This window comes from Bacillus cereus group sp. BfR-BA-01350, assembly GCF_022663775.1.
GTDB lineage: Bacteria > Bacillota > Bacilli > Bacillales > Bacillaceae_G > Bacillus_A > Bacillus_A paranthracis.
The window spans coordinates 103,220-121,006 of record NZ_JAKUGD010000011.1 but is presented as its reverse complement, the minus strand read 5'-3'; the positions used below and the strand labels follow the sequence as shown (position 1 = coordinate 121,006).

Below are 17,787 nucleotides of genomic sequence, written 5' to 3'. Positions count from 1 at the left end.
TATCCCTAGTTTATTCTGAAAAATTAAAGTCTAAACGTAAAATATAGGTTTTTATCACAATTTTTTATTATAATATATTTTCTTCAACTACGCTACATATCCCTTTATTTTTTCATCTTCTATTTCAGGATAGCGAAACCCTACCTTTAGCATAATAAAAAGACCGAAAAATATAAGCATAACCACTTCGCTATCATCTATTACGAAATCAGCAGGCACTGTGTTTCTCACGAGCGAAAAAAGCACATTCACCTTTGGTAAATGTGCTAAAACATTTTTTGGTTTTGCACTGCATTCACAATAATGTTAGCTGTTTCTTCAATCGCTTTGTTCGATACATCAATTACTTGACAATTTATTTTACTAACTACATTCTCAAAGTGATCAATCTCTTCTTTAATACGATTAATATTGGCATATGTTGCTCCATCACTTAGTCCAAGTGATTTCAATCGCTCTTTTCGAATATGATTTAACTTCTCTGGCGTAATTTTCAAACCGAAGCATTTTTCTTTAGCCACTTGATATAATTCTTCAGGCGGATCTACTTCTGGTACTAGTGGTACGTTGGCAACTTTCAAACGTTTGTTATGAGCTAAATATTGAGAAAGTGGTGTTTTTGATGTGCGCGAAATCCCAATTAACACGATATCTGCTTTTAAAATACCACGTGCATCTCTACCATCATCATACTTCACAGCAAACTCAATCGCTTCAATCTTTTTAAAGTATTCTTCATCTAACCTACGAACAACACCAGGCTCATATCTAGGCACTTGCCCGGTAATTTCTTCAATTTGATCGATTAGAGGGCCAATAATATCATATGCCTCTACACCTTCTTTTGCAGCCTCTGTCACTAAATATTGGCGCATGTCAGGCTTTACTAACGTAAAACAAATAAGTGCTTGATTGCTCTTAGCAATCGAAATCACTTCTTTTAATGTCCCTGTATCTTCTACATACGGCACACGTCTAATATCAGGAGCAAATGGGAATTGTCCCATTGCTGCTCGAACAACCAAATCAGCCGTTTCTCCTACAGAGTCAGATACGACATATACGATTTTATTATCCATTACATTACCTCACTTTAAACAAATTACACTTATTCGTTATTTACTAAGTTTACAAACGCACGTGTAATATTTGTTTTTGTAATTCGTCCAACCACTTCTAAACCTTGTTTCGTATCTTTTACAACTGGCATCGCATCAATCTGTCTTTCTATTAATTCCATCGCAATATCATATAAAGAATCTTCTCTACGACACATCGCAATGTTTGGCATCCTTGTCATGATAATATTAACCGGAAGTGAGGTTAAATCCTGCTTCCCTAAGCTAGCTCGTAATAAATCTTTACGAGATACAACGCCTACTAATAGAGTCGATTGATCTACAACGAATAATGTACCTACATCCTCTAAAAACATAGTACAAATCGCATCGTATACCGATACATTTTTATCAATTACAACCGGTCTAGATTGATAATCTTGTACTTTAATTTTCTTAACAGCTTCAGATAATAACTGCCCCCCAGTTTTACCCGTATAAAAATAACCTACGCGTGGACGTGCTTCTAAATAACCAGCCATCGTTAAAATTGCTAAGTCTGGTCTTAGCGTTGCACGTGTTAATCCCAATTGCGCAGCAATTGACTCCCCTGTAATAGGACCGTGATCTTTTACAATCTGAATGATATGTTCTTGCCGTTTATTCAGCTCTATGATAATCACCACCTTTAATGCACAACGAAAAAAGTTATACTATCTCTTAAATATTATATACTAAATATGCTATTCGAAAAAGAAAGGATGTAAAAAGGACCGTATACGGCCCCAAATTATATTTGAAACTTATCAAGTTGTTCTAAGAAACGTCTTGATTTCAAATAAATCCCGCAATATTCATCATAATATGTATTCAACACTAAACGCATTTGTTTTTTTGTGCTATCCTTCACTGATACATTGCCAAGTCTATGTAAATCGAAGTGGTAGAAAAGACGCAATAATTTATGAACGGCTTCCCCCACTGGTATACGATACTGATCTTGCTCAGCATGACGTGAGCACAGAAAACCGCCCTCCCTAACAGAGAAGGCGACAAAATCTGTTTCTTGATGACAAATCGCACATGTATCAAAGTACGGGCGCATCCCTAATACCGGAAGCATTTTCGTTTGATAAATTAATGATAATACTTCTGGATCAACACCCTCACACATATAATGCAACGTTTGATATAACATTTCAAATAAATATGGATTATGTTTTTTATCTTCTGTTGCTTTATCAGTTAACTCAACAATAAATGATGCATAAGCAGTTAAAAATATATCCTCGCGAATTTCTTTCATAGTTGAAATAATCTCGCCTTGTTGCAAAGTTCCAAGTCCAGATCCCATTTGAATAAGAAAATGACCATGTGTCATAAGTTGCGAAACAGATGCTAACCGGCTTTTCGGTTTTTTCGCTCCTCTTGCCATTGCACTTACCTTACCCAATTCTCTTGAGAATATTGTAACAATCTTGTTCGTTTCTCCGTAATCTGTCGTACGGATAACGATGCCCTCAACTTTTTGAAACATGTTCGTCACCATCCAAGGTTTGAACAAAACGGGTCAAGAAATTGGAGAGTCTAAATGCGCTAGCTCCTCTTCATGTTGATCCATCTCATCGTTTACGTCTTTTTCCATTTCTTTCAAAAGCAAATACGTCTCAATGCTTCCTGTTTTGGAGAAAAACTTCCAGGTAAAATCTAGCATAAGAATCCACCTTTCTCAATAAGCGTAGCCTATAAACCAATTTCCTTTGTTGTTATTAAATTGACCCATTTTGTCCATTTTCATGTGAGAAAAATTTTTCCTAATTTATCAAAACTCGTAAAAACCAATAATCAGCGGATGAACAAAACATCCGCTGATTACAGCTTTACTCTATTTTAATACTCGTCTTCGCGGAAACCAAGGTCACGAAGCTGAGACATTTTATTACGCCAATCTTTTTGCACTTTTACCCATACTTCTAAAAATACTTTAGAACCAAGTAATGCTTCAATATCAAAACGAGCTCGCTTACCGACTTCTTTTAACATCTTCCCTTGTTTTCCGATAATAATCCCTTTTTGCGACGGACGTTCCACAACAATCGTTGCATTAATATAAACTGCCCCGCCCTCGCGTTTTTGAATCGCATCGATAACAACAGCTACAGAATGCGGCACTTCTTCACGTGTTAAATGTAGTACTTTCTCACGAATAAGCTCTGCAATAATAAATCTCTCCGGATGATCCGTTACTTGATTATCTGGGTAGTATTGTGGTCCTTCCGGTAAATACTTTTTAATTGTACCAATTAGGGCCTCTACGTTATTACCGTCTAATGCAGAAATTGGTACGATTTCTGCAAAGTCATGTAATTTGCGATATTGATCAATTAGCTCTAATAATTGTTCTGGGTGAACTTGGTCAATTTTATTAATAACTAAAAATACTGGTTGTTTCGTTTCTTTTAACTTCTCGATGATGAATTCTTCACCACGACCAAAGCCTTCAACAGCATTCACCATAAATAGAACGATATCAACTTCTTTTAATGTCGTTTGCGCCATCTTCACCATGAAGTCGCCTAGTTTATGTTTCGGTTTATGTATTCCTGGTGTATCAATAAAAATTACTTGTGAATCATTTTCTGTATATACGCCTTGAATTTTATTACGAGTTGTTTGTGGCTTGTCACTCATAATAGCAATTTTTTGACCAATAATACGATTTAAAAATGTAGATTTCCCAACATTCGGTCTGCCAATAATAGAGACAAAACCTGATTTATAACCTTTTCTATTCATGTAAATCCTCCGCTAAAAATGCTCCTGGTAACAATTCCCCGACTGTTGTCTCTTGAACGTCACCATGTAAATTTGATAGGTATACTTTCGTATCCTGTTTACATAATTCTACCATAACTTGTCGACATGCTCCACAAGGAGGTACTGGACGCTTCGTATCCGCCACAATTGCGATAGCTACAAACTCTTTATCTCCTTCAGAAACCGCCTTAAATAAAGCTGTTCTTTCTGCACAGTTACATAAGCCATATGAAGCATTCTCAACATTACATCCACGATATACTTTTCCATCCTGCGTTAATAATGCTGCACCTACTTGAAATTTAGAATATGGTACGTACGCTTGTTTACGCGCTTCGATTGCTTCTTGAATTAATTGTTGACTATTCATATTCCCGCATCCTTCCTGTTCACAGCTGTGAATAGATACACTCTCTTATTAAAGGCCTTTACGGCACCTTCAAAGCTTAAGAAAAGCTTTGGAATGCAACTATACCACATACGGTAAAAAGATAATAGCACCAATTATAACGGCTATTATCGCAAACAATAAAACCGCTCCCGCTGCGACATCCTTTGCGACCTTCGCAAACGGATGTATATCGGTAGTCGCTAAATCTACTGTTTTTTCCACAGCCGTATTTACCATCTCTAAACTCATTACAATTCCTATTACAATAAGTAATACCATCCATTCTACTTTTGTAATATGGAAATAAAAGCCGCAGCATATAACAACAACTGCGGCTAAATAATGAATTTTCATATTTCGTTCATGACGAAGACAAAAGAATATACCAACTATAGCATACCCAAAACTATCTATAAGTTTTCCTTTTTTCATCGTCCTAATCCAAATGCTTCTAAAATTTCTTTTTGTCTTCCGAACATTTCTTTTTCATCCTCTTCTGTCATGTGGTCATAACCAAGTAAATGTAAAAAGCCATGTAACGCTAAAAAGCCAAGTTCACGATCAAAAGAATGTCCATACTCTTCAGCTTGTTCTTTCGCTCTCGGAATAGAAATAATAAGATCACCTAACATACGCGGCATCTCTACACCTACAATTTCCATTTCTCCTTCTCCCATTTCTTCCATAGCAAAAGAAATGACATCAGTAGGCTGATCCTTATCTCGGTAATCACGATTAATCTCGCGAATACGTTCGTTATCTACAAATGTTACTGATAACTCTGCACCATCCTCTATTTTTTCCATTTGAGCTGCTTTTCCTAATATCTCACGAATTAAATTCACATACTCTTCTTTCACTTCTTCTGTTTCATCAATGAAATCAATTAATAAACTCATTCTTTCTCCTTATCTTCCGGTGGTTCCGGATATGTAATACGCGAATGGAAAATACCATTTAACGTTTCACATAACGTTTTTCCAACGATTTGTAGTTCCTTAAATGTCAAATCACATTCACTAAATTGCCCATCTTGCAGGCGATCTTTAATAATACTTTGTACTAAATTATTAATTTGATCTGGCGTTGGGTGATTCATAGAACGTACCGCTGCCTCAACACTATCCGCAATACCAACGATTGCCGATTCTTTAGAAGTTGCTTTTGATCCCGGATAACGGAACATCTCTTCTGTATATTTTTCTTTATCTTCTTTAATCGCCTTATAATAAAAATATTTCAGGAGCGTTGTACCATGGTGTTGTCCAGCAATATCGATAATTTCTTGCGGAATATGGTATTCTTCGAGCATCTTTACTCCATCGGTTACATGAGCAATGATAATATCTTTACTCGTCACAGGATCTAATTTATCATGCGGATTTTCAATTCCCATCTGGTTTTCAATAAAGAATTGTGGTTGTACTGTTTTTCCTACATCATGATAGTACGCCCCTACACGCGCTAATACACCATTTGCTCCAACTGCTTCACAAGCCGCCTCAGAAAGATTCGCTACCATTACACTATGGTGATATGTCCCTGGCGCTTCTAATAAAATTCTACGCAACAGTGGATGATTCGGACTTGATAATTCCATAAGCTTCATACTTGATACAATTCCAAGTCCACTTTCTAAATATGGTAATATCCCCATAGCCAAAACGGATGAGATAATACCTGAAAGGGAAGCCATTAATAATTGGGTACCAATTTCAAGAGGCGAAAAATTCCCATTACGTAATAATAATAACGCCGCCAAGACGACTACATTTAAGATTGAAACGAGTATACCAGCTTGTAAAATCATCGTACGACGATTTTTTTCTCTTAAGAAAATGCTCACTGATAATGAACTTAATAACACATAAATGCCTACACTATAATTTAGTGTACTTGTTACTCCTTCATTAAACATAATACTTCCGCACACAGAAAAAATCATACTTGTTAAAAATACAAATCGATCGCCAATCATTAGTTTTACAAGTATCGTTCCCATCGCAACTGGGACAACATACGCAATTCCTGCATATTCAAGCTTTTGAAACAAACTAATAATTTTCATTAAAACAATCGTGATAGACAAAATTGTAATATACGCTAAAATGTACGGTTTGTCTTCTCTTTTCCGCTGTAAAAATACTTCAAACTGTTTATGCATAAAGTATAGTAACACACCAATGAGCACCGCTAATCCAACATAAGGCTGAAAACTATTACCTTTTTCTAATAAACCGACTAATTTCAACTGATTATACATATCACTTGAAATTGTTTCACCTTCTCTAACAATAACTTGTCCTTGAAGAATATAAACAGGTGGAACTAAATCTTCTTCTGCTTTCTTCTTCTCTTTCGTTACAGCCGGATCATAGAAATAATTTGCTGTAATCGCATATGACCCTAGCGCATTCACAGCTTCTTTCAATCCGCTATTCACATTCAGGCTTTTCATTTCATTAACAAATCGCTCTTTCGCTGCCATTTCTTCGGACATTTTAATATTTCCACCCATGATAACGCTAACAGACGTTAAAGCCGCATTCTTTGCTAATTCTAATTGATCCGGTTCTGCATTAATAAAGTATAATAAATTCTCATCCGATAATTCCTTCGTTAAATTGGAGGGCAACTTCTTCTTCAACTTTTCTAATTTATTCGCATCGGTCATCTTTTTTTGCTCTTCAGGTCCAGCAGCTTTCATCTCCTGAATTACTTCATTCACCTTAGCAAAAACATCATTCACAATATCTACTCTATTTTGTTTATATTCACTTCTATATGTATATTGATCCCCGACTTTTTGAGCGGCCTCTTGTTTTTTTCTTTCCGTTATAACCTTATCTTCAATTTTAATAGGAGAATGAATTGTTTTTTTCGCAATAGAATACATATCAACATCTAATTGCTCTGGTTTCACATTATTCATAAGTGCAAAAAACAGCACCGCCCCTAATAAAACATAAGAAATCCAACTTAGTTTTTTCGAATGTTGTAAATTACGAAACCACTTAGAAATTTCTTGAGATCTTAACATGATTTCAATACCTTCTCCTCTCTAGAAATAAAGTGAAACTATTTATAGCTTTCATTTCTTCTAGCCAACGATACTTTTAGGTAACATTTTTATACACCAGTACCTATAGTTTATTTCTCTTATCTTTTATGATAGTAAAAAATATGCCGTTCGCCAACCTTAATACAAAAAGAAATGATCCTGACAAATAGGATCATTCCATTTTATCATATGCCTCAATAATACGTTGTACCAGTGGATGCCTTACAACGTCCGTTTGTTCTAACGTAATGAATGAAAGACCTGATACACCAGATAAAATGTTAGCAGCTAGCGTAAGCCCTGATTTTACCCCTTTTGGTAAGTCTACTTGTGAAGGGTCCCCCGTAATAACCATTTTAGAACTAAAACCTAATCTAGTTAAAAACATTTTTATTTGTGCACCCGTTGTATTTTGCGCTTCATCTAAAATAACAAATGAATCATCGAGCGTACGTCCTCTCATATAAGCAAGAGGCGCGATTTCAATTACACCTCTCTCCATCATACGCTGCGTATATTCTTGTCCAAGAATATCGTGCAGAGCATCATACAATGGACGTAAGTACGGATCTACCTTCTCTTTCAAATCACCTGGTAAAAATCCTAAACTTTCTCCAGCTTCTACAGCCGGTCTCGTTAAAATGATTTTCTTTACATACCCTTGCTTTAAAGCTCTTACAGCCATTACTACAGCTAAGTATGTTTTCCCAGTCCCGGCAGGTCCTATTCCAAATACAATATCATTTTTCTTCATTGCATGAATATATCTTCTTTGTCCCATCGTTTTTACACGAATGGATTTACCTTTTGCCGTTTTAAAGATTTCTTCTTCATATAACTCTTCAAATTGAGCAATTTTCCCTTGTTGTGCGAGCTGAATTGCATACGCAACATCTCTTTCTGTAATTGACACACCTTTTCGAATAACAACAAGTAGTTGTTGTAAGATTTTTTCTACGAGTGTCACAGTTTCAACTGCTCCAGATGCATGAACAGTTTCACCTCTAGTTACGATTGATACATTCAGTTCCCGTTCAATTACTTTCAAATGAGCATCATTGACTCCAAAAAGAGCGATTGCTTCGTTAGTATTTTCCAATTGTTGGTTCATTTCTACTAATTGTTCTGCCATTACTCAGTCTCCTTGAATATCGGATTCGGATATTGGTTGTGGCTCTGCAATATTTTCAATCACAGTATAATGCAAAGTGACTTTTAGTTGATCCGCCTCAACCTCTTTACTCAAAATCTTATCACTTACAATCATAGCATGTTCATCCAATTTTTTCTTTAGTTCTTTTTCAGCCATTTCTTTCGCTACTTTCATTGCCTGTTTTTCTGTATATTCTCGGTTCGCCTCTTCCTCTTCTCGCACTACATCTTTTTCATATGCAATCGGCAGTGTAAAACCAAATAATTTCACATCATGTTTTACACTTTCCGTACGAGAACGTTTATACTTATCATGCTGAAATCCCCATATTTTTATTTTTGTACTCCCAAATGTAAGGTAATGCTCATTATACGTATTACCAGTATATACTTGAAATTGCGTCTTGAGTGGTACATTCACCTCAGATGTGTACCACGTTTCTCCATATACAATACCTTTCGCCGAAACAATCGTTGGACTCTCCTCATTACCGTATATCCCTGATACGAGAAGCTGCCCTTTTTCTACATGATCATTTTTTAAAACGACTGGTTTTCCAACTTCAACAAATGTTTTTGTAACAATCGCTTCTTTTTTTGCCACTAAATTTTGCGGCCTTTGTTCTTTTTCTTTTTTCGGCTCATTTTTTTCAACAATTTTAAAATGGTACGTCGTTCCCCTTACTTCTAGTCCTGCCCAAGTAATCGCATTAATATTGTCCGTCAAATGACGTTGTACATCTTCTACACTAGGCATTTGGAATTGTAATTTTCCTTTTTTAATACCCATTTTGTCCAATTCTTTCATCAATATATATTCTGTTTCAGGTTTCGCTCCTGTAATTTCAATTTTCCAAACCATATTCGATAATGCAATCATGCCAAAGAAGAAAATTAAAAAACCAATTAAGAATCCACTATTTTTAATTAAGCGCTTATTCCAAAATGGAAAACCGTAACGCCCAATAAAATATAGTTTACACTCATTTTTTCTATAAATCGGCTTTATTTTTTTCACATCTCGTAATAGCATACAAAAGACTAACGTTTCATCGGCGATTTTCTTAACGTCCCAAACTAATAATTTTCTACGCACACATTCGTTAACAAACCGCTCCGCTCCTCTACCTTCAATTCGTACCTTTACATATCCAAGCCACTTTATAAACCATTTATTTTTCATCTACTACCTTCACTACCTTTCCAAAAGTAGACACACTACTTTTCACTTTAATTAGCAAAATAGCTCGTACGAAAATGAAATAAAGAGTTTTATTTTCCATAAATAGCGGGATAAAGTGAGACTTTAATCAACCCTCACCAATTGGACTTTAATGGATAGCCCGACCCCCACCTAACTTCTTTGCTTTCGCTGAATTTTGAGGCGGGGGCTTACTGCCCATTAAAGCGGGATAAACTTAAATAGTAGGGGTAAATCATTAAAATAAAGAAGAAAAACTTCACATACGGAAGTTTCCCTTACTTCTCTTTCTGTTCGTCTTCTAAAAACGTCACTTGCTCAATTATCCCTTCAAGCAAAAGTTCTTCCGGAAGGATTGTTTTAATAACAAAGGACTGCCCCTTAATCAATAATTGACCATGTTTTAACAACAATCTTACTTCTTTATCTGAAAACACTAATAAACCTCGATGATTTTCTATATAGATATGCACTTGCCCAACAAGCGTGATCCGAGGTAGATCCATTAGCACATCCACTGGCAGGTCTATTTGCTTCGTTAACCAATTCTTCATTTGTTCTAATTTTTTCATCCCAAAAGACCCCCTCTCATCCCATATGTATGAAAAAAGAGCTTGTAATATCACGTCCAAACTGAAAAAAGCATAAAAAAACGTCTCATACGAAATGAGACGTTTTTTTATGCTAATAGCTGGATAACCAGCTTATTCACAAGCGATCCATCTGTTTTACCTTTTACTTTCGGCATAACAGCAGTCATCACCTTACCCATATCTGCTTTAGACGTCGCACCAACTTCAGAAATAACTTGCTTGATTATATCAACTAGCTCTTCTTCCGTTAATTGCTCCGGCAAATATGCGCTTAAAATCTGAATTTCACTTTGCAGTTTATTAACAAGGTCTTCACGACCAGCTTTTTTAAATTCAAGGAGGGAGTCCTTATGCTGTTTTACTTCACGAGCTAAAACTGTTAGTTCCTCTTCTTCAGTAAGAGTATGCTGTAGTTTAATACCTTCATTTTGTAAAGCAGCCTTAACCATACGAATGACGGTTAATTTTTCTTTTTGTTTATTCTTCATCGCTTGTTTCATATCATCGTTTAAACGACCGAGAAGACTCATAACTTACACCCTCTCTTAGAATTTACGCTTTCTTGCCGCTTCAGATTTCTTCTTACGTTTTACACTTGGTTTTTCATAAAACTCGCGCTTTCTTGCTTCAGCAAGTGTACCAGTTTTAGAAACCGATCTTTTAAAACGGCGAAGTGCATCCTCCAAAGACTCGTTTTTACGAACGACTGTTTTTGACATTCTCTTTCCCTCCCTCCGAAACATCACACTTACATACTAACTCCAGCATGCAAAAAGAAACACTTCTTCAGCATGTCTTTTACGATTATAATACATTTTATCACTTCAGGTCAACTATTTGGCAGAATAAAAGAAGAATAGATGCTCTTCCTTTTTCAAAAACTATGCAGATAGCTGTTATCTTTTCCCCTGAAGGCAACTATATTTTTGTCATTATACCTTTTTTCATGCAGAAACGTACGGAAAACTACTCATTTCGTACATTTTCAGTACTTAACTTCTCCACTAAAAAAGAAAGCATGCAAATCGTTTCCGTTTGCATGCTTTTTTATCCCGATTGGTGCGGGCTAATAATGAGCGGGGAATGAATCCCACGCTCATTAAAGTTTCACTTTATGCGCTTGCTGATTCCTTTTTCACATCATCTTCAAGGACACGAACAAATTGCGCTTCGTTATATGGATAACCAGCTTTTGTGATTTTTACTTTCACTAGTTTACCGATTAATTCTTCTGATCCTTCAAATACAATTTTCAAGTAGTTATCTGTATAACCTACATATAGGCCTTCACGGTCGCCCTCTTTAAATTGTTCTTCTGGAATAATTTCAAGTACTTCTCCTTCAAACTGTGATGCATACTCTTTCGCTAATTGATTAGATAGTTCAATTAAACGGTGAACACGATCATTCTTCACATCTTCAGGAACTTGATCTTCCATACGCGCTGCAGGTGTTCCTGTACGTTTTGAGTACGGGAATACGTGCAACTCAGAGAAGCGATTCTCTTTAATGAAATTGTATGTTTCCATGAATTCTTCTTCTGTTTCACCTGGGAAACCAACGATTACGTCTGATGTAATCGCAAGACCTGGTAACGCTTCTTTCAAACGATCTAAGCGCTCTTGGAAAAATTCCATCGTATATTTACGACGCATACGCTTTAATACAGTATTAGATCCAGATTGCAACGGAATGTGTAAGTGACGTACAACTACTTCAGACTTATCTAACACTTCAATTACTTCATCTGAAATCTGACTCGCTTCAATAGAAGAAATACGAAGACGTTTTAATCCGTCTACTTCCGCTTCCATATCACGAAGTAATCCAGCTAAGTTATAATCTTTAATATCTTCACCGTATCCACCTGTATGAATACCTGTTAATACGATTTCCTTATAGCCTGCATCTACTAATTGCTGCGCTTGTTTAATAACTTCTTTCCCATCACGAGAACGCATTAAACCACGCGCCCAAGGAATAATACAGAATGTACAGAAGTTATTACAACCTTCTTGTATTTTTAAAGATGCACGTGTACGATCCGTGAAATAAGGTACATCCAGTTCTTCGTATACACGTGTTTTCATAATGTTACGGACAGCATTAATTGGTTGACGCTCTTTACGGAATTCTTCGATGTATCCTAGCATCTTTTCACGATCTTGTGTACCAACTACAATATCTACACCTGGAATCGCCATAATTTCCGCTGGAGATGTTTGTGCATAACATCCTGTTACACAAATGACTGCATCTGGGTTTTGACGAACAGCACGTCTAATAACTTGACGACTTTTCTTATCTCCCGTATTTGTTACTGTACATGTATTAATAACATATACATCAGCTTTCTTTTCATATTCCGTTCTTTCATATCCACCTTGTTTAAACAATTGCCAAATGGCTTCTGTTTCATAGTGGTTTACTTTACAACCTAACGTATGGAACGCAACAGTTGACATTGATCATCACCCCATCAATTCAAAATGATACGAAGCAGCACTTAACGCGTATAACGGCGCCGTTTCTGTTCTTAAAATTCTTGGTCCTAAACTACATGGTACAAAATTATGTTCACGAAGCACTGTAATCTCTTCCTCTGCTAAACCGCCCTCTGGGCCAAATACAATCAATAACTTTTGACCTGGTTTCATCATCGTTAAAGCTTTCGCAAAATTAGATTTCTCGCCTTGTTTTGCTTCCTCTTCGTAAGCAACAAGACAAACATCATACTCACCACTCATTGAAAGCAATTGCTTAAATGATGCCGGAGCATGTACTTCTGGAATTTCACTTCTATGTGATTGTTCCGCAGCTTCTTTCACAATTTTTCTTAAACGCTCAACTTTTTTATCAGCTTTTTTCGCATCCCATTTTACGATAGAGCGAGATGCTTGAAATGGTAAGAATGCAGCTGCCCCAAGCTCAGTTCCTTTTTGGAAAATTAACTCTAGCTTGTCTCCTTTCGGCAGTCCACTTGCAATCGTCACGAAAACAGGAAGTTCACTTGACGCCTCTACCCATTCTACAATAGCCGTATTAATAAATTCACTGGTAATTTCATCAATTGAACATACTGCCGTTCTTCCATTTACACAGCAATAAATATGATCACCAACTGACATACGCATCACTCTTGCGATATGATGTACGTCATCACCTACAATGCGAATACTTGTCTCATTTACATGTTTCTCTTCTACAAAATAACGTTGCATATAATCACCTTAGTAGAGTTTCGTTCCTTTCGTAAGCCAATACTTACGAAAAGAACGAAACGTTATCATTTTTCATATAACAAACGGCAAGTCCCTCACCTTATAGTGAGAGACTCCCCTTTTCATTATAGACTAAAATCTATATTACGCATTTCGTGCAATAATTGCTACCCAATCTTCCATTCGCAACACTTCTTCAATTGTAAATCCAGCTTTTTCTAGTGCTTCAGAAATTACTTTTTCCTTTGCAGCAATAATGCCCGATGTAATAAATAATCCGCCTGATTTCACAACTCTTGCTGCATCTTCAGGGAATAATAAAATAATTTCTGCTAATAAATTAGCTACGATTAAATCAACAGGACCTTCAATACCTTCTAAAAGACTATTTTGTCCAACAGACACGACGTCATCTGTTTTATTTAAACGTACATTCATTTCTGCACTTTCAACTGCAACCGGATCTAAATCATAGGCTTGAACAGAAGACGCACCTAATTTTGCCGCTGCAATACTCAGTACACCAGAACCCGTCCCTACATCAATGATCGTATCACCTGGCTGTACTGTTTTTTCTAAAGCACGGATACACATCGTCGTTGTTGGATGAGTTCCTGTCCCAAACGCCATACCTGGATCTAATTCAATAATTTTTTCTTCCGGAGAAGATGGTGTATATTCTTCCCAAGTCGGTACAATTGTGAATGTATCAGAAATTTGTACTGGATGGTAATATTTTTTCCAAGCAGTAGCCCAATCTTCTTCATTGACTTCGTTAACGGTAATATTTCCAGTACCAATTTCGATGTCGTAAGATGGAAGCACATCAATAGATGATTTTACACTTGCAATCGTTTCATGTAAAGAATCCGTTTGCGGGAAGTATGCTTTTATTAATACACCTTCCGCCGGATATTCATCTGGGTTCAATGCATAAATTTCACCGTATTGTTGCTCGCGCTCTTTCGTTAACTCCGCTGGATCCTCAATCGCAACTCCACTAGCACCAGCTTCATGTAAAATATGAGAGACAGCTTCTACTGCTTCTTCTGTTGTATGAATACTAATTTCTGACCATTTCACAATTTACCAACTCCATTTTTTATTTCCATTATTCCCCTTTGAAAGCACGTTTAAGCTTTCCGAATAAACTATCATCCTGCTCTTCTTGCCCTGCAAATTCGCGTAATAAATCTTTTTGATGTGAAGTTAATTTCGTCGGTACAACAACACGAACGACTACATATTGATCTCCTTGACCATATCCACGTACATTCGGAGCACCTTTTCCTTTTAATCGGAATTCTGTTCCAGTTTGTGTTCCTGCTGGAATTTTCAGCTTCACTTTACCATGAACAGTAGGAACTTCTACTTCAGCACCAAGTGCCATTTGCGCAAACGTTAATGGCATTTCGCAAATAATGTGATCTCCTTCACGTTCAAAGAATTCATGACTTCTTACATGAACAACAACATATAAATCTCCTGCTGGTCCGCCATTTACGCCCGCTTCACCTTTTCCAGATACGCGGATTTGTTGACCATTATCGATACCTGCTGGAATTTTAACATTGATTTTTTTACGTTTACGAACTTTACCAGAACCGTGGCATGTCGTACATTTTTCTTTAATGATTTGCCCAGTTCCTGAACAATGACCGCAAGCTTGACGGTTTACGATACGACCAAATGGTGTATTTTGTTCTACACTTACTTGCCCTGATCCTGAGCAATGTTTACATGTTTCTTTTGAAGTTCCTGGTTTTGCCCCGCTACCTTTACAAGTATCACATGGATCTTCTACTGGAATCTCAACATTTAACTCTTTACCAAAAATAGCTTCTTCAAAATCTAAAGTGACTTGATATTGTAAGTCAGCACCTTGGCGCGGAGCATTTGGATCACGACGTCTGCCGCCACCGCCGCCAAAGAATGAACTAAAGATATCTTCAAAACCGAAGCCACCGCCGAAGTCTCCTCCGCCGCCAAAGCCACCGAAGCCTTGATTAGCACCAGCATGACCAAATTGATCATATTGCGCACGCTTTTGATCATCGCTTAATACTTCGTATGCTTCTTGTACTTCTTTAAACTTTTCAATTGCATTTTCTTCTTTACTTACGTCTGGATGGTATTTTTTAGCCAAACGACGATACGCTTTTTTTATTTCATCTTTTGAAGCACCCTTGCTAAGTCCAAGGACCTCATAATAATCTCGTTTACTCATAAATTTACAACCCCCGAATCTTTCACATAAACGTAATTTTAACACCGAAAGAAAGTGCTTTGCAACAAAGTTTCCTCACTTACAGTATGCAAAGTAAAAAACTTAAGACCCTCACACATTCCTTCTCATTCGTGAAAAAAGCCAAAGCCAAGGCACGCTTGACTTTGACTTTTTGTCATCTTACTTATTATGTTTAAAGTTGAATTACTTGTCTTCTTTTACTTCTTCAAACTCAGCGTCTACTACATTGTCTTTCTTCGCGCCAGCATCTTGTGCTCCTTGTGCACCTTCTGCTTGCCCTGCAGCTGCTTGAGCTTGCTCATATAGTTTAACAGTTAGTTGTTGTACGATTTCTTGTAAAGCGTCTTTTTTTGCACGGATTTCCTCAAGCTCGTTCTTCTCAATCGCAGCTTGTAATGCTTCTTTCGCTTCTGTTGCTTTTGCAACTTCAGCTGCATCTACTTTACCTTCTAAATCTTTTACAACTTTATCTGTTTGGAATACAAGTTGGTCAGCTTCGTTACGAAGTTCAACTTCTTCCTTACGTTTTTGGTCAGCGTCAGCGTTTGCTTCTGCTTCTTTTACCATACGATCTACTTCTTCATCAGAAAGACCTGAAGAAGATTGGATTGTAATGGCTTGCTCTTTGCTTGTTCCTAAATCTTTCGCACGTACGTTAACGATACCGTTCGCATCAATATCGAATGTTACTTCGATTTGTGGAATACCACGTGGTGCTGGTGGAAGGTCTGTTAATTGGAAACGACCTAATGTTTTGTTGTCAGCTGACATTGGACGCTCACCTTGTAATACGTGAATGTCTACTGCTGGTTGGTTATCAGCAGCTGTTGAGAATACTTGTGACTTACTTGTTGGAATTGTAGTGTTACGCTCGATTAATTTCGTGAACACGCCACCCATAGTTTCAATACCTAAAGAAAGTGGAGTTACGTCTAATAATAGTACGCCTTCTACATCACCAGTAAGTACGCCACCTTGAACTGCAGCACCTAACGCTACAACTTCATCAGGGTTTACACCTTTATATGGCTCTTTACCAGTTTCACGTTTAATAGCTTCTTGTACAGCTGGGATACGAGTAGATCCACCAACAAGAATAACTTTATCTAATTCGCTTGGAGCAAAACCAGCGTCTTTTAATGCACGACGAGTTGGCTCTAATGTTCTTTCAACAAGACCTGCTGAAAGCTCTTCGAATTTCGCTCTTGTTAATGTTAATTCTAAGTGTAATGGGCCAGCAGCTCCAGCACTAATGAATGGTAATGAAATTTGTGTTTGTGTTACGCCAGAAAGATCTTTTTTCGCTTTTTCAGCTGCATCTTTCAAACGTTGAAGTGCCATTTTATCTTGGCTTAAATCAATGTTATTTTCTTTTTTGAACTCAGCCACTAAGTGGTCAATAATAACTTGGTCAAAGTCATCTCCACCAAGACGGTTGTCACCAGCAGTTGAAATAACTTCGAATGTTCCATCTGCTAACTCAAGGATAGATACGTCAAATGTACCGCCACCTAAGTCATATACTAAGATTTTTTGCTCTTCATCTTGTTTTTCTAAACCGTAAGCAAGCGCTGCTGCTGTTGGTTCGTTGATAATACGCTCAACTTCTAAACCAGCGATACGACCAGCATCTTTTGTTGCTTGACGTTCTGCATCGTTGAAGTATGCAGGTACTGTAATAACAGCTTTCGTTACTGTTTCACCTAAGTATGCTTCAGCAGAAGCTTTTAAGTTTTGTAAAATAATTGCAGAAATTTCTTGTGGTGTATAATCTTTACCTTCAACTTCTACTTTGTAGTCTGTACCCATATGACGTTTAACAGACATGATTGTATTTGGGTTTGTAATTGCTTGACGCTTTGCAACTTCCCCAACTTGACGCTCTTCATTTTTGAAAGCTACAACAGAAGGCGTTGTACGGTTTCCTTCTGGATTTGGGATAACCTTTGGTTCTCCACCTTCCATAACAGCTACACAAGAGTTTGTTGTACCTAAGTCAATACCGATAATTTTACTCATGGCGAATCCTCCTACTTTTATGTAAA

Annotated in this window: 20 protein-coding genes; all 20 read right to left on the bottom strand. The window is 37.0% G+C overall.

Going from position 1 to position 17,787, the window contains the following annotated elements:
• Positions 1 to 87: 87 nt before the first annotated feature.
• The 20 genes from MR147_RS21290 to dnaK all read right to left on the bottom strand — a co-directional run bounded on the left by MR147_RS21290 (position 88) and on the right by dnaK (position 17,761).
• Positions 88 to 231: a hypothetical protein gene (locus MR147_RS21290; RefSeq protein ID WP_154644226.1), complete on the bottom strand. Its 144-nt coding sequence runs from the start codon at positions 229 to 231 to the stop codon at positions 88 to 90.
• 35 nt (positions 232 to 266) lie between these two features.
• Complete coding sequence (locus MR147_RS21285; RefSeq protein WP_000368943.1) at positions 267 to 1,079, bottom strand: pyruvate, water dikinase regulatory protein; 813 nt, start codon at positions 1,077 to 1,079, stop codon at positions 267 to 269.
• Between the two features lie 29 nt (positions 1,080 to 1,108).
• A complete protein-coding gene (locus MR147_RS21280; RefSeq protein ID WP_000583759.1) occupies positions 1,109 to 1,741 on the bottom strand; it encodes a transcriptional regulator CcpN in 633 nt (210 codons plus the stop codon).
• A 107-nt stretch (positions 1,742 to 1,848) separates the two neighbouring features.
• Positions 1,849 to 2,595, bottom strand: coding sequence for a DNA repair protein RecO (gene recO, locus MR147_RS21275; RefSeq protein WP_000487010.1), 747 nt, complete (start codon positions 2,593 to 2,595; stop codon positions 1,849 to 1,851).
• 33 nt (positions 2,596 to 2,628) lie between these two features.
• Positions 2,629 to 2,772, bottom strand: coding sequence for a YqzL family protein (locus tag MR147_RS21270; RefSeq protein ID WP_000883924.1), 144 nt, complete (start codon positions 2,770 to 2,772; stop codon positions 2,629 to 2,631).
• Between the two features lie 176 nt (positions 2,773 to 2,948).
• Complete coding sequence (gene era / locus MR147_RS21265; RefSeq protein WP_001080241.1) at positions 2,949 to 3,854, bottom strand: GTPase Era; 906 nt, start codon at positions 3,852 to 3,854, stop codon at positions 2,949 to 2,951.
• The gene (locus MR147_RS21260; RefSeq protein ID WP_074607036.1) at positions 3,847 to 4,245 is read right to left on the bottom strand and encodes a cytidine deaminase; all 399 of its coding nucleotides are present in this window, start codon (positions 4,243 to 4,245) and stop codon (positions 3,847 to 3,849) included. The genes era and MR147_RS21260 overlap by 8 nt, the downstream gene beginning before the upstream one ends.
• 99 nt (positions 4,246 to 4,344) lie before the next feature.
• On the bottom strand, positions 4,345 to 4,698 hold the full coding sequence (locus MR147_RS21255; protein WP_000715482.1) for a diacylglycerol kinase family protein: 354 nt from the start codon (positions 4,696 to 4,698) through the stop codon (positions 4,345 to 4,347).
• Positions 4,695 to 5,165 carry an rRNA maturation RNase YbeY gene (gene ybeY, locus MR147_RS21250; protein WP_000054692.1) on the bottom strand — a complete coding sequence of 157 codons (471 nt, stop codon included), beginning with the start codon at positions 5,163 to 5,165 and terminating at the stop codon, positions 4,695 to 4,697. The genes MR147_RS21255 and ybeY overlap by 4 nt, the downstream gene beginning before the upstream one ends.
• Positions 5,162 to 7,306: an HD family phosphohydrolase gene (locus MR147_RS21245; protein ID WP_000946450.1), complete on the bottom strand. Its 2,145-nt coding sequence runs from the start codon at positions 7,304 to 7,306 to the stop codon at positions 5,162 to 5,164. Before MR147_RS21245 ends, ybeY begins: the two co-directional genes overlap by 4 nt.
• Before the next feature lie 193 nt (positions 7,307 to 7,499).
• Positions 7,500 to 8,459 carry a PhoH family protein gene (locus MR147_RS21240; RefSeq protein ID WP_000840516.1) on the bottom strand — a complete coding sequence of 320 codons (960 nt, stop codon included), beginning with the start codon at positions 8,457 to 8,459 and terminating at the stop codon, positions 7,500 to 7,502.
• Between the two features lie 3 nt (positions 8,460 to 8,462).
• Complete coding sequence (gene yqfD, locus MR147_RS21235; RefSeq protein WP_000792485.1) at positions 8,463 to 9,662, bottom strand: sporulation protein YqfD; 1,200 nt, start codon at positions 9,660 to 9,662, stop codon at positions 8,463 to 8,465.
• A 296-nt stretch (positions 9,663 to 9,958) separates the two neighbouring features.
• Positions 9,959 to 10,252, bottom strand: a complete 294-nt coding sequence (gene yqfC / locus MR147_RS21230; protein ID WP_000732266.1) for a sporulation protein YqfC — start codon at positions 10,250 to 10,252, stop codon at positions 9,959 to 9,961.
• A 107-nt stretch (positions 10,253 to 10,359) separates the two neighbouring features.
• Positions 10,360 to 10,803, bottom strand: coding sequence for a GatB/YqeY domain-containing protein (locus MR147_RS21225; RefSeq protein WP_000054571.1), 444 nt, complete (start codon positions 10,801 to 10,803; stop codon positions 10,360 to 10,362).
• Between the two features lie 15 nt (positions 10,804 to 10,818).
• On the bottom strand, positions 10,819 to 10,992 hold the full coding sequence (gene rpsU, locus MR147_RS21220; protein ID WP_000048061.1) for a 30S ribosomal protein S21: 174 nt from the start codon (positions 10,990 to 10,992) through the stop codon (positions 10,819 to 10,821).
• A gap of 393 nt (positions 10,993 to 11,385) precedes the next feature.
• Entirely contained in the window at positions 11,386 to 12,738 is a 1,353-nt protein-coding gene (gene mtaB, locus MR147_RS21215; protein ID WP_000108677.1) for a tRNA (N(6)-L-threonylcarbamoyladenosine(37)-C(2))-methylthiotransferase MtaB, read from the bottom strand.
• 6 nt (positions 12,739 to 12,744) lie between these two features.
• Complete coding sequence (locus MR147_RS21210) at positions 12,745 to 13,494, bottom strand: 16S rRNA (uracil(1498)-N(3))-methyltransferase (protein WP_001190138.1); 750 nt, start codon at positions 13,492 to 13,494, stop codon at positions 12,745 to 12,747.
• Positions 13,495 to 13,638: 144 nt separating this feature from the next.
• Positions 13,639 to 14,577, bottom strand: a complete 939-nt coding sequence (gene prmA / locus MR147_RS21205; RefSeq protein ID WP_074607044.1) for a 50S ribosomal protein L11 methyltransferase — start codon at positions 14,575 to 14,577, stop codon at positions 13,639 to 13,641.
• A gap of 28 nt (positions 14,578 to 14,605) precedes the next feature.
• A complete protein-coding gene (gene dnaJ / locus MR147_RS21200) occupies positions 14,606 to 15,721 on the bottom strand; it encodes a chaperone protein DnaJ (RefSeq protein ID WP_074607047.1) in 1,116 nt (371 codons plus the stop codon).
• A 204-nt stretch (positions 15,722 to 15,925) separates the two neighbouring features.
• Positions 15,926 to 17,761, bottom strand: coding sequence for a chaperone protein DnaK (gene dnaK / locus MR147_RS21195; protein WP_074607049.1), 1,836 nt, complete (start codon positions 17,759 to 17,761; stop codon positions 15,926 to 15,928).
• Positions 17,762 to 17,787 lie beyond the last annotated feature (26 nt).

Coding starts and splice junctions, on each gene's coding strand:
- MR147_RS21285 (WP_000368943.1), bottom strand. CDS start 1,079: ATGGATAATAAAATCGTATATGTCGTATCTGACTCTGTAGGAGAAACG.
- recO (WP_000487010.1), bottom strand. CDS start 2,595: ATGTTTCAAAAAGTTGAGGGCATCGTTATCCGTACGACAGATTACGGA.
- MR147_RS21270 (WP_000883924.1), bottom strand. CDS start 2,772: ATGCTAGATTTTACCTGGAAGTTTTTCTCCAAAACAGGAAGCATTGAG.
- era (WP_001080241.1), bottom strand. CDS start 3,854: ATGAATAGAAAAGGTTATAAATCAGGTTTTGTCTCTATTATTGGCAGA.
- MR147_RS21260 (WP_074607036.1), bottom strand. CDS start 4,245: ATGAATAGTCAACAATTAATTCAAGAAGCAATCGAAGCGCGTAAACAA.
- MR147_RS21255 (WP_000715482.1), bottom strand. CDS start 4,698: ATGAAAAAAGGAAAACTTATAGATAGTTTTGGGTATGCTATAGTTGGT.
- ybeY (WP_000054692.1), bottom strand. CDS start 5,165: ATGAGTTTATTAATTGATTTCATTGATGAAACAGAAGAAGTGAAAGAA.
- MR147_RS21245 (WP_000946450.1), bottom strand. CDS start 7,306: ATGTTAAGATCTCAAGAAATTTCTAAGTGGTTTCGTAATTTACAACAT.
- MR147_RS21240 (WP_000840516.1), bottom strand. CDS start 8,459: ATGGCAGAACAATTAGTAGAAATGAACCAACAATTGGAAAATACTAAC.
- yqfD (WP_000792485.1), bottom strand. CDS start 9,662: ATGAAAAATAAATGGTTTATAAAGTGGCTTGGATATGTAAAGGTACGA.
- yqfC (WP_000732266.1), bottom strand. CDS start 10,252: ATGAAAAAATTAGAACAAATGAAGAATTGGTTAACGAAGCAAATAGAC.
- MR147_RS21225 (WP_000054571.1), bottom strand. CDS start 10,803: ATGAGTCTTCTCGGTCGTTTAAACGATGATATGAAACAAGCGATGAAG.
- rpsU (WP_000048061.1), bottom strand. CDS start 10,992: ATGTCAAAAACAGTCGTTCGTAAAAACGAGTCTTTGGAGGATGCACTT.
- mtaB (WP_000108677.1), bottom strand. CDS start 12,738: ATGTCAACTGTTGCGTTCCATACGTTAGGTTGTAAAGTAAACCACTAT.
- MR147_RS21210 (WP_001190138.1), bottom strand. CDS start 13,494: ATGCAACGTTATTTTGTAGAAGAGAAACATGTAAATGAGACAAGTATT.
- dnaJ (WP_074607047.1), bottom strand. CDS start 15,721: ATGAGTAAACGAGATTATTATGAGGTCCTTGGACTTAGCAAGGGTGCT.
- dnaK (WP_074607049.1), bottom strand. CDS start 17,761: ATGAGTAAAATTATCGGTATTGACTTAGGTACAACAAACTCTTGTGTA.